This is a genomic window from Pseudoxanthomonas sp. PXM01, from assembly GCF_014851815.1.
GTDB lineage: Bacteria > Pseudomonadota > Gammaproteobacteria > Xanthomonadales > Xanthomonadaceae > Pseudoxanthomonas_A.
In genome coordinates this window covers 129,567-141,934 of the sequence record NZ_JACVAJ010000001.1, presented here as the reverse complement: position 1 = coordinate 141,934, position 12,368 = coordinate 129,567, and the positions used below count along the sequence as shown (strand labels likewise).

Annotated in this window: 9 protein-coding genes; all 9 read left to right on the top strand. The window is 68.6% G+C overall.

The window, feature by feature from the left end:
• Nucleotides 1-45: 45 nt before the first annotated feature.
• Nucleotides 46-375, top strand: a complete 330-nt coding sequence (locus IB230_RS00615; RefSeq protein ID WP_192267752.1) for a nuclear transport factor 2 family protein — start codon at nucleotides 46-48, stop codon at nucleotides 373-375.
• Nucleotides 372-1,154: an SDR family oxidoreductase gene (locus IB230_RS00610; RefSeq protein ID WP_192267751.1), complete on the top strand. Its 783-nt coding sequence runs from the start codon at nucleotides 372-374 to the stop codon at nucleotides 1,152-1,154. Before IB230_RS00615 ends, IB230_RS00610 begins: the two co-directional genes overlap by 4 nt.
• Before the next feature lie 189 nt (nucleotides 1,155-1,343).
• Nucleotides 1,344-2,129 (top strand): alpha/beta hydrolase, encoded by a 786-nt coding sequence (locus IB230_RS00605; protein WP_192267750.1) that lies wholly within the window; start codon nucleotides 1,344-1,346, stop codon nucleotides 2,127-2,129.
• Nucleotides 2,130-2,305: 176 nt separating this feature from the next.
• Entirely contained in the window at nucleotides 2,306-3,085 is a 780-nt protein-coding gene (locus tag IB230_RS00600; RefSeq protein WP_192267749.1) for a flagellar brake protein, read from the top strand.
• Between the two features lie 168 nt (nucleotides 3,086-3,253).
• The gene (locus tag IB230_RS19895; RefSeq protein WP_305077065.1) at nucleotides 3,254-5,959 is read left to right on the top strand and encodes a methyl-accepting chemotaxis protein; all 2,706 of its coding nucleotides are present in this window, start codon (nucleotides 3,254-3,256) and stop codon (nucleotides 5,957-5,959) included.
• Between the two features lie 97 nt (nucleotides 5,960-6,056).
• Nucleotides 6,057-6,545, top strand: coding sequence for a chemotaxis protein CheW (locus tag IB230_RS00590; RefSeq protein ID WP_192267748.1), 489 nt, complete (start codon nucleotides 6,057-6,059; stop codon nucleotides 6,543-6,545).
• Between the two features lie 214 nt (nucleotides 6,546-6,759).
• A complete protein-coding gene (locus tag IB230_RS00585; protein WP_192267747.1) occupies nucleotides 6,760-9,009 on the top strand; it encodes a methyl-accepting chemotaxis protein in 2,250 nt (749 codons plus the stop codon).
• Between the two features lie 164 nt (nucleotides 9,010-9,173).
• On the top strand, nucleotides 9,174-11,786 hold the full coding sequence (locus IB230_RS00580) for an EAL domain-containing protein (protein ID WP_192267746.1): 2,613 nt from the start codon (nucleotides 9,174-9,176) through the stop codon (nucleotides 11,784-11,786).
• A 227-nt stretch (nucleotides 11,787-12,013) separates the two neighbouring features.
• Nucleotides 12,014-12,361, top strand: a complete 348-nt coding sequence (locus IB230_RS00575) for a hypothetical protein (protein ID WP_192271179.1) — start codon at nucleotides 12,014-12,016, stop codon at nucleotides 12,359-12,361.
• Nucleotides 12,362-12,368: the final 7 nt, after the last annotated feature.

Sequence of the window (12,368 nt, the reverse complement as noted above, 5' to 3'; positions counted from 1 at the left end):
GGTGGACGGATCAACCTAGCGCCGTACCCACACCGGAGCACCGCCATGAAAGACCTGAACCTGCCCGAGCCCATCGCGGCCTACTTCGACGCCGACCGCCAGGACGGCCAGGCCGTCGCCCGCTGTTTCACCAGGGATGGCCTGGTCCTGGACGAAGGCCACACCCATGCCGGCCTCGCCGCCATCGAGGCCTGGAAGACCGCCTCGTCCGCCCAGTACACCTACACCGCCACGCCCCACACGCTGGAGACGCAGGGCCGCAGCTACACCGTGACCAGCCGCGTGTCGGGCGACTTCCCGGGCAGTCCGCTGGACCTGCGTTACCGCTTCACCCTGGAGCGCGGCAAGATCGCCACGCTGGAGATCGCGCCATGAGCTTCGATCTCTCGCTGGCGGGCAAGCGCGTGCTGGTGACCGGCGGCACGCGTGGCGTCGGCGCCGCCGTCGTCGAACGGCTCGCCTCGCTGCAGGCACGCGTCGTGGCGACGGCGCTGTCGGCGCCGAGGCAGCCCACCGACGGCGTGCACTACGTCGCCGCCGATCTCGCCACCGCCGAGGGTGTTCGCATGGCGACCGACGCGGCCCAGCGCCACCTCGGCACCGTCGACATCCTCATCAACGTGGTGGGCGGCTCGTCGGCGCCCGCGGGCGGCTTCGCCAGGCTGGACGACGGCGAGTGGGCGAAGGCGCTGGACCTCAATCTGATGTCCGCCGTGCGGATGGACCGTGCACTGCTGCCGGCGATGCTCGCGCAGCGCTCCGGCGTGATCCTGCACGTGACCTCGATCCAGCGCCTGCTGCCGCTGCACGATTCCACCATCGCCTATGCCGCCGCGAAGGCCGCGTTGTCGACCTACAGCAAGGCACTGTCGAAGGAAGTCACGCCGCAGGGCGTACGGGTGGTCCGCGTGTCGCCGGGCTGGATCGAGACCGAAGCCTCGATCGATTTCCTCGGCGGCATCGCGGCCAACGCCGGCACCGACTACCAAGGCGCCAAGCAGATGGTCATGGACGCGCTGGGCGGCATTCCGGTGGGGCGCCCGGCCCAGCCGTCCGAGGTGGCCGACCTCATCGCGTTCCTGGTCTCGCCTCGCGCCGCGTCCATCTCGGGATCGGAACACACGATCGACGGCGGCACCGTGCCGACAGCGTAAGCCCACGATGACCTCCCCGCCCGCCGGCGACCCGGCGGGCGGGCCGGGAGGCGTTCGCGGTAAACACGTACGAAGGATCAAATTATCAGTACGTTTCGTGACCGATGGTTCCTGAGGGACCTGCACAGTACCCCTGCCGGCCAACGCCGCACTCCGAACGCTACCCACCACTGCCCCGAGGACACGACCATGTTCAAGCTCATCCCCGCCCTGCTCGCCGCCGCCCTGGCCGCCAGCCTGTCCCCCACCGCCCATGCCGCCGAGACCACCCGCGATGGCGGCCAGGTGAAGAACGTCGTGCTGGTGCACGGCGCCTTCGCCGACGGCGCCGGCTGGCGCCCGGTGTACGACGACCTGACCGCACGCGGCTACCGCGTGTCCATCGTGCAGAACCCGCTGACGTCGCTCGCCGACGACGTGGCCGCGACCACGCGCGTGCTCGATCGCCAGGACGGTCCGGCCATCCTGGTCGGGCACTCCTGGGGCGGGACGGTGATCACCGAAGCCGGTGTCCACGACAAGGTGGCCGGCCTGGTCTACGTGTCGGCGCTGGCCCCCGACGCGGGCGAAACCACGGCGCAGCAGTACGAAGGCTTCGCAGCGACGCCCGAGTTCGTGATCGAGACCGGGCGCGATGGCTACGGCTTCATCAACCCGGCCAAGTTCAAGGCGGGCTTCGCCGGTGACGCCACGGACGCCGACGCGGCATTCCTGCGCGATTCGCAGGTGCCGATCAACATGTCGGTGTTCGGCACCACGCTGACGAATGCTGCATGGCGCACGAAGCCCAGCTGGGCCGTCATCGCCACCGAAGACAAGGCCTTCGACCAGGCCATGCTCATCCACATGGCCGAACGCATCAATGCGCGCATCACCAAGGTCTCCGCCAGCCACGCGGTCTTCATGACCCAGCCCAAGGTGGTGGCCGATACGATTGATCGCGCGGCGAAGGACGTCGCCGGACAGGCCAGGTGAGCACCTCCGGAGGTGACGGCGCGTGTCGCCGTCACCTCCGACGTGCCCCTCCGGCGCGTCTTCGCAGGGTGTTCCGCCCAAGGGGCGCCGGATGCACGGGCACCGCCACTAAAGATGCTGTGACGTACGCCGATACAGCCTGTGACGCCCTCCCTGCCCCGACGTTCCCGCCCGCAATGACCGAGACCAGCGACTCCCCACTGGCCGATCCCGTCAGGTACGACGATGAAGACAAGTACCTGGTGCATGGCGAGTACGCGATCCGCCAGATCCTGCAGTCGCTGATCGACAAGCGGGCGCTGGTCAGCGGCTGCGCGATGCCGCGCAACCACACCTTCCCCACGTCCGTGGTCGAAGTGCTGGAGGACGAAGACGGCGTCCTGATCGACGGCAGCGCCTCGGAGGCGATCAACCGCAGCATCGAGGAAGCCACCCACGTCACCTGCGTGTCCCGGCTCGAGCGGATCCACGTGCAGTTCAAGCTGTACGACCTGCAGCGCGTCCAGAAGGACGGGCAGGTCGCGTTCCGCGCATCGCTGCCGGAAAGTGTCCTGCGCCTGCAGCGCCGCGAGTTCTACCGGCTGCAGGTGCCGGTGACGCAGCCGATGGAGTGCGCCGTCCCGACCCGCCACCCCGATGGCGAGACGACCTACCGCAACTACCGCGTGCTGGATATCAGCGGCGGCGGCATCGCGCTGGCCGTGCAGGCGGAAGAGCCGACGCTGCAGCCGTACAAGGAGTTCCCCGGCAGCCTGCTGCACCTGCCCGAGAGCGGGCCGCTGTGCGTGCGCCTGATGGTCAAGAGCCTGCATCGCCAGCTCAACCAGAACGGCAGCGAAAGCTGGCGTGCCGGCTGCCAGTTCACCGAGATGCCGCGCGGTGGCGACGCCCTGATCCAGCGCTACATCTTCCGCCTGGAACGCCAGCGCAGCGCCCGCGAGCGCGGCGCGGCGTGACCGGCGTCGACGTTTCGAACGCCTTCCGTCGGTTCTGAGCGTCTTGCGCTCAATCCCGCCGCACGCCCGCCGATACCCCGTGTAACGCTCCTGACACGCAGGTGTGGCCCACAGGCGGCCGCTCCGTGCACCGGGGCAGCCGTACCGCCCCATCCGCACGAGGCCGCCATGTCATCCGCTTCCGCCCGCTTCTCTTCCCGCAGCATCGCCACGCGCGTGATGTACGGCACCGCCGTCGTCGCCCTGCTCGCCTTCGGCGTCGCCGCGGCGGCCAGCTACCTGCGCAGCAGCCAGTCGCTGCTCGCCGGCGCCCGCACCACGATGGAAGGGCTGGCGAATCTGGAAGCGCAGCGCATCTCGGGCGAACTGACCGGCGCCTTCGACACCAATGCGGCCCTGGCGCATGCCCTGCTCGCCCAACGCAACGGCGACGGCATCAGCCGCTCCGCCGCCAGCGCCATTTTCAAGCGCCAGCTGGAAGCCCATCCGGAATGGATCGGCGTGGGCACGCTATGGGAGCCCGATGCGTTCGACGGCAAGGATGCGGACTACGTGTCCGCGGCCGGCCACGACGACACCGGCCGCTTCATGAGCTACTGGGCATGGAGCGACGGCGTACCGCTGGAAGAGGCGCTGCGCGACTACGAAGTCCCCGGTGCCGGTGACTGGTACCTGCGTCCGCGCGAACTCAAGCGCCAGGTGGTCGCCGAGCCCTACGTGTACAAGATCGCGGGCAAGGACGTGCTGATGACGACCCTGTCCACCCCGGTGCTGGAAGACGGCAAGTACGTCGGCGTCATGACCGTCGACTTCGCCCTGCAGTCGCTGCAGGAACGCATCGCCAAACTCACCCCGATGGACGCGGGCTTCGTGCGCCTGCTGACGCCGGCCGGTGTGGTCATCGCCGACCAGGATGCGGCTTCGGTCGGCAAGCCGTATGCGGGCGACCAGGCCGCCGACGTGATCAAGCGGATCGCCGCCGGCGAATCCGTGTTCCGCGAGGCCGCCAATGCCGCCGGCGACGCGGTGATGGAAGCCTACGTGCCGCTGCAGATCGGTGGCGCGCAGGAGCGCTTCGCGCTCGGCGTGGTGGTCCCGCGCGCCGTCCTGATGAAGGAGGCCCGCGCCGTGTTGTGGACGGTAGTGGCCGTCGGTTCGCTTGGCGCCGCCCTGCTCTGCGGTGCGGTGTTCTGGCTGCTGCGCCGCCAGGTCGCCAGGCCGCTGGCGGGTGCCGTGCGCGTCGCCGACGACATCGCCCGCGGCAAGCTGGACAGCGACATCGATGCCAGCGGCGATGACGAGATCGGCACGCTGATGAAGGCCATGCGCAGCATGCAGGGCCATCTGCGCGAACGCATCGAACGCGACGCCGTGGTGGCGAAGGAAAGCCTGCGCATCCGCACTGCGCTGGAAGACGTGACCACCAACGTCATGATCGCCGACGCCGACCGCACCATCGTCTACGCCAACCGCCCGCTGATGAAGATGCTGGCCGACGTGGAGCAGGACCTGCGCCGCGACCTGCCCGCCTTCGACGTGCGCACGGTGATCGGCAGCAGCATCGACATCTTCCACAAGAAGCCCGAACACCAATCGCGCATGCTGGCCGCGCTGCAGGGCACGCACCGCGCGCAGATCGCCGTGGGCGGCCGCATCATGCAGCTGATCATCAACCCGGTGACCGACGGCGAAGGCCAGCGCATCGGCTACGTGGTCGAGTGGGCCGACCGCACCAACGAGGTCATGGTCGAGCAGGAAGTCACCCGCATCGTGCAGGCCGCCGCGCAGGGCGACCTGAGCGGACGCATCGCCGAGACCGGCAAGCAGGGCTTCCTGCTGATGCTGTCGCAGCAGGTCAACGGCCTGCTGGCCGCGATCGCCGGCAGCGTCGAGGCGGTCTCCGGCGTGCTGCAGTCGCTGTCCAAGGGCGACCTGACCGCGCGCATGGACGGCGACTTCCACGGCGTGTTCGCTGCCATGCGCGACGATGCCAACGCCACCGTCGCCCAGCTGACCGACATCGTCGGCCGCATCCAGGACGCCTCCGGCTCCATCAACACCGCCGCCGGCGAGATCGCCTCCGGCAACAACGACCTCTCGCGCCGTACCGAACAGCAGGCCGCCAACCTGGAAGAAACCGCCGCCTCGATGGAGGAACTGACCTCCACCGTGCGCCAGAACGCCGAGTCCGCCCGACAGGCCAACCAGCTCGCCATCGGCGCGGCCTCGGTCGCCTCGCAGGGCGGCGATGTGGTCGGCAAGGTGGTGACGACCATGCGCGACATCGAGCAGTCGTCGAAGAAGATCGCCGAGATCATCTCGGTCATCGACGGCATCGCCTTCCAGACCAACATCCTGGCGCTCAACGCCGCGGTGGAAGCGGCGCGTGCCGGCGAACAGGGTCGCGGTTTCGCGGTCGTTGCCAGCGAGGTACGCACCCTCGCCCAGCGTTCCGCAAATGCCGCGAAGGAGATCAAGGATCTGATCGAGACGTCCGTGGACAAGGTCGCCGATGGTTCGGCGCTGGTGAACCAGGCCGGCGCGACGATGGCCGAGATCGTGGCCAGCGTGCAGCGCGTGACCGACATCATGGCCGAGATTTCGGCGGCGTCGCAGGAACAGTCGGCCGGCATCGAGCAGGTCAACCAGACCATCACGCAGATGGACGAAACCACCCAGCAGAACGCCGCGCTGGTGGAAGAAGCCTCGGCCGCCGCCCGCTCGATGGAAGAACAGGCGCAGGCGCTGAACGATGCCGTGTCCAGCTTCCGGCTGGACAGCCACGGCAGCGTGGCCCGCCTGGTGCAGGAACGCGTCACCCGCATCGCGGCCGGCGGCGCGCCGCGCCCGGTGTCCGCACCGCACGCCCACTGAGCCCGCTAAAGAAACCCCGCCCGGGGCCGATCTTGGCCTTGACCGGTTCCGCCCCGGGAACCCCGAACCCTTACCGGCTGCAACAGGAGCCCGACCCATGAGCGACAAGAAGACCCAGGCAGCAGCGAGCGCGGACGAGTTCCTCAGCTTCACCCTGGGAGACGAGCACTACGGCGTGGACATCCTGAAGGTCCAGGAAATCCGCGGCTACGACTCGGTGACCCGCCTGCCCGACGCGCCGGACTACATCAAGGGCGTGATCAACCTGCGCGGCACCATCGTGCCGGTGATCGACCTGCGCCTGAAGCTGCGTCTGAAGGAAGCGCGCTACGACGCCTTCACGGTGATGATCGTGTTGAACGTGGAAGACCGCGTGGTCGGCATCGTCGTGGACAGCGTGTCGGACGTGCTGGCGCTGAACGCCGAGCAGATCCGTCCCACGCCGGAATTCGGCGCCAGCGTCGACACCCGCTTCATCTCGGGCATCGGCACGGTGGACGAGCGCATGCTGATCCTGCTCGACATCGAAACGCTGATCGACAGCGCCGACCTCGGTCAGCCGCTGCCGGAACAGGCCGCCGCCTGATCCGTCGCCGGACGCCCGGCATGGCGTCGCCCTCCGAAGACCGCGGACCGCAAGGCCCGCGGTCTTCGCGTTTCCGCCCTGCCCCGGCATGCGCCATTCGTCGCAGGGGGCTTCACATGACTGAAAGTTCCGACGCCGCGGCCGATAACAACAGCGGGACCTCCTTGTTCCCGTCCTCCTCCCCGCACGCCACCCCCTGTCGTCCGAGATCGCCATGACGTTCACCGCCAAGATCGCCGCCACCCTCTCCTCGCTGCCGCTCAAGCGCCGGTTCCTGATCCAGACCGCCCTGGTCGCCCTGGGGGTCGTGTCGCTCGCCGTGATCGCGGCGCGCATGCAGTACCTGGATCTGAACGCGACGCGCCAGGCCGGATTGAAGGCGCAGACCGACATGGCGCTGGGCGTGATCGGCAGTTACGCCAAACAGGCCGACGCCGGCACGCTGGACGAAGCCGAAGCGAAGGCGCGCGCGCTCGCCGCCCTCGCCGCGATGCAGGCCAACGAGGGCGTGGACTACTTCTTCGTCACCGACGAAGCCCCGGTCATGCTGATGCATCCCACGCGGCCCGACCTGATCGGCAAGCCGTTGGGCGACGTCGAGAGCCCCGACGGCAAGCGGATCTTCCCGGAGTTCGTGCGCGCGGCGCGCGCCGGCGGCGGCCATGTCGACTACAGCTGGGCGAAGGCCGGCGAAGAAGATCCGGTACCGAAGACCTCCTACGCCGCGCTGTACCAGCCGTGGGGCTGGGTGGTCGGCACCGGCGTCTACATCGACGACACCCAGGCGCAGGCGCTGCAGTTCACCTTCATCATGACCGCTGTCGGCGGCCTGCTGGTGCTGCTGAGCATGGCGATCAGCTGGGTCATCGGCCAGTCGGTGCTGGAACCGGTGGCGCGCGCCCTGTCCGCGATCAAGGGCGTCTCGCGCGGCGACCTGAGCGTGCGCACCGGCCACCATGGCCGCGACGAAGTCGGCCAGATGCTGAAGGCCACCGACGAGATGGTGCACATGCTGGAGCGCTTCTCGCACGAGACGCGCGACATGATCCGCCTGCATGCCGCCGAGGACATCAGCCACCGCATGCCGGAAGATTTCCCCGGCGTGTACGGCGAACTGGCCGGCGGCATCAACACCATGATGTTCGAACACCTGGATGCCTTCCGCGATGCCATCGGCATCTTGGAGCGCTACGCCAGCGGCGACCTGAGCCAGGATGCGCGCCGCCTGCCCGGCACGCGCGCCTTCCTGCACGAGGCGATGGACGCCGCCAAGCAGAGCCTGCTGGCCATCAACGGCGAGATCAAACGCCTGGCGCAGGCGGCGGCCGCCGGCGACTTCACGGCGCGCGGCGACGAAGCCGGTTTCCGCCACGACTTCCTGCAGATGGTGCAGGGCCTGAACGCGATGATGGCCACCAGCGACCGCAACCTCGCGCAGCTGTCGGCCCTGCTGCGCGCGATCGCCGATGGCGACCTGACCGCGCGGATGGAAGGCGACTTCCATGGCGTGTTCGCCATCATGCGCGACGACGCCAACGCCACCGTCGGCCAGCTGACCGAGATCGTCGGCGGCATCCAGACCGCGGCACTGAGCATCAACACCGCCGCCGGCGAGATCGCCTCCGGCAACAACGACCTCTCGCGCCGTACCGAACAGCAGGCCGCCAACCTGGAAGAAACCGCCGCCTCGATGGAGGAACTGACCTCCACCGTGCGCCAGAACGCCGAGTCCGCCCGACAGGCCAACCAGCTCGCCATCGGTGCCGCGTCGGTCGCCTCGCAGGGCGGCGATGTGGTCGGCAAGGTCGTCACCACCATGACCGACATCGAACAGTCGTCCAAGAAGATCGCCGAGATCATCTCGGTCATCGACGGCATCGCCTTCCAGACCAACATCCTGGCGCTCAACGCCGCGGTGGAAGCCGCCCGTGCCGGTGAGCAGGGCCGTGGTTTCGCCGTGGTCGCCTCGGAAGTGCGTACGCTCGCCCAGCGCTCGGCCAACGCGGCCAAGGAGATCAAGGGCCTGATCGAGACGTCCGTGGACAAGGTCGCCGATGGTTCGGCACTGGTGAACCAAGCCGGCGCGACGATGGCCGAGATCGTGGCCAGCGTGCAGCGCGTGACCGACATCATGGCCGAGATCTCGGCCGCCTCGCAGGAACAGTCCGCCGGCATCGAGCAGGTCAACCAGACCATCACCCAGATGGATGAAGCGACCCAGCAGAACGCTGCGCTGGTGGAAGAAGCCACCGCGGCTGCCCGTTCGATGGAAGAGCAGGCGCAGTCGCTGACCGAATCGGTGGCGGTGTTCAAGCTGCACGCCACCACCAGCGCACCGGTGCGCAAGGCCGTCGCCGCGGCCCCGGTCGCCGCGCCGAAGCCGGTCGCCAAGGCCGTGGCCCGCAAGCCGGCGGTACGCCTGCCCGAACCGGCCCTGGCCGATGGCGACTGGCAGGAGTTCTGACGCACCGCGTGCCGCATTCCACGCCTGTCCCGTGACCGCGTTCAAGTAACCCGGACCATGGCCGATATGTCACCAGAAGGCTTCCTTTCCCGGCTCCCGATGACCGTCGCAACCACCGCCAACGACGACGCCCGCCGCCCCCCGGTGCACGGCAAGGACTGCGCATGCTTCGCCGTACGCTGAACGCACTGACGCCGCTGCGCGACGCACAGGCGCCGGTCGAGCCGGCGCAGGACAGCCTGTGGCATGTCCTGGAGCAATCCGTCGACGCGGCGTTCGTCATCGACAGCCGCCATCGCGTGGTGCTGTTCAATCCCGCCGCGGAGACGCTGTGGCGCTGCCGCCGCGAGGAAGTGCACGGCCTGCCCTTCACCCGTCTGCTCGGCGAGACACCGGCCGGCGGTACCGCCGAATCCACCCTGGCGTCCCTGCTGGGCAGCCATCGCGATGCGACCCTGCTGCGGCCCGACGGCAGCGAAGGCGCGTGTTCGGTCTCGATGTCGAAGGTCGTCATCGGCGACCACGTGTTCCATACCGCCTTTGTCCGCGACACCAGCGACCAGCAACGGCAACTGGCACGGCTGCGCCAGCTGTCCATTGTCGTGGACAGCAGCGACAACGCGATCTTCATCAGTTCGGCCGACCGCGAGGTCGTCTACGTCAACAGCGGCTTCACCCGCATGCTGGGCTACCGGCTGGAGGAGCTGCGCGGCATCAAGCCGGCGGAGCTGCTGTCCGGACCGCACACCGATGGCTCGCTGGACGAGCGCATCAGCCGGGCGATGGCCGCCGGCGAAGGCCTGCAGACCGAAGTGTTGCTCTACACCAAGGCCGGTCGTCCGCTGTGGCTGTCCACGGCGATCAATCCGGTGCACGACGAGGACGGCTCGCTGCTGGGCCTGGTCAGCGTGCTCAGCGACATCACCCAGACCAAGATGCACCAGGTGCTGCACAACAAGGTGCTGGATGCGCTGGTGCACGAGTGGAACGTCGCCGACGTGATGACGCTGATCTGCCGCGAGGTGGAGCACATCGCGCCGGAGCTGACGGTCTCCATCATCACCGTCGACAGCGAGGGACTGATGCATGCCCTCGCTTCGCCGAGCCTGCCCGAAGCCTGGGCGCGCAAGATCAACGGCCTGCCGATCGGCCCGCGCGCCGGCGTCAGCGGCGTGGCCGCCTGGCGCGGGCGCGCGGTGCTGGTCAAGGACATCGCCAGCGATCCGCTGTGCGCCAACACCCGCCACCTGACCACGCCGCTCGGCCTGCGCGCGTGCTGGACCCACCCGATCAAGTCGAGCAGCGGCCGCGTGCTCGGCACGCTGTCGTTCTACTACCGGGAAAACCGCGGTCCCGAGGAGCTGCACGAGCGCCTTGCCGACACCTGCCTGCACCTGTGCTCGCTGACGCTGGAACGCGAACAGACCAATGAGCGCGTGCACCAGCTCGCGTTCTACGACACGCTGACCGGCCTGCCCAACCGCATCATGTTCAGTGCCAAGGCCGAACAGGCGCTGGCGAACGTCGCGCAGGGCAACGGTACCGCTGCGGTGCTGTTCATCGACCTGGACCGTTTCAAACGCGTCAACGACGCGCAGGGCCACGCGGCCGGCGACGGCCTGCTGCGCGACGTCGCCGCGCGCCTCAGCGAGGAACTCGGCGGCATCAACATCGTCGGCCGCCAGGCCGGCGACGAATTCGTCGCAGTGCTGCCGATGTGCAGCGCCGAACAGGCCGGCAGCGTGGCCGAGCGCCTGCTGGGCGCGATCGCCGCGCCCACCGCCGCCGGCCTGATGACCCTGCATCCCAGCGCCAGCATCGGCGTGGCCATGTTCCCAGACGACGGCCGCGACATCGATCTGCTGGTGCGCCATGCCGACATGGCGATGTACCGCGCCAAGCGCGATGGCGGCAGCGGCTTCCGCTTCTTCAGCGTCGACATGAACCGCCTGGCGCAGGAACGCGTCTCGCTGGAGACGGCGTTGCGCGATGCGCTGCGGCTGAACCAGCTGAACCTGCAATACCAGCCGCAGGTCGGTGGCTGCGACGGACGCCAGCTGTACGGCGTCGAGGCGCTGCTCCGTTGGCACCACGCCGATCTGGGCGTCATCCCGCCGTCGCGCTTCGTGCCGGTGGCCGAGGAATGCGGCCTGATCGCCGATCTCAGCCTGTGGGTCCTGCGCCAGGCCTGCGCGCAGATGGCCGACTGGCGGCGACGCGGCGTCGATATCCCGCGCGTGTCGGTCAATGTGTCGGCGATCAACTTCCGCGACCCGCAGCTGTCGCTGCAGATCTCCGACCTGCTGGACGAACACGGCCTGGTCCCCGATGACCTGACGCTGGAGATCACCGAAAGCGTCATGCTCGACCCGGATCCGGATGTGCTGGAGAACATCGAGGCGATCTACGTGCTCGGCGTGCGCCTGTCGCTGGACGATTTCGGCACCGGCTACTCCAGCCTCAGCCACCTGCATCGCCTGCCGATCAGCGAACTGAAGCTGGACCAGAGCTTCGTGCGCGACATCGACACCAGCGCCATCGCGCGCACGCTGACATCTTCCGTACTGCGCATCGGCGAAAGCCTGGGCATGAAGGTGGTCGCAGAAGGCGTGGAAACCGAGTCGCAGCACCGCTTCCTCACCGAGCAGCGCTTTCCCGTGCTGCAGGGATACCTGTTCTCGCCGCCCCTGCCGCCCGCGGCGCTGGAAGACTGGCTCGGGACACACGGCTATGCCTCGGTCGTGGAATCCACTGCGGACGCTGTCCCCGCGTCCTGACGCATCGCGGTGCCGGCGTGCGCAATGGCGCGCGACCGGCCGAAGTGTGATGCAGCTCCCAGTCACGCGCATCGGCGCCATTCCGGGGCGCCATCACCTCAAGTTCCACGTCACCGCGCCGATCTCAGGCGGAGAGTCCTTATCCCTTCTGACCATCCGGAGCTACTGGAATGAAAATCGCGTCCGTCCTGACCCTGTCCATCGCCGTCGCCGCCACCGCCCTGTTGATGCCCGCCGCGCCCGCCAACAGCCAGTCGCAGGTCGACAACGCGATCCCGGCCGACATGGCACCGCGCTTCGCCGGCAAGGCCGGTACGGTCTGCGGCAAGGTGGGCAAGGCCCGTTTCGCCGAGAACACCGAAGGCACGCCGACCTTCCTGTACATGGGCGGCAACTTCCCGCGCCACACCTTCACCGCGCGCATCCCGGGCGACGCCCGCGCCAAGTTCAAGCCGGCGCCGGAAGAACTGGAAGGCAAGGACGTCTGCGTGATCGGCACCATCGAGCGTGACCAGTCGCGCGCCGAGATCGTGGTGAACTCGCCGTCGAACCTGAAGCTGGCAACGATCCGCTGAGCCGTCC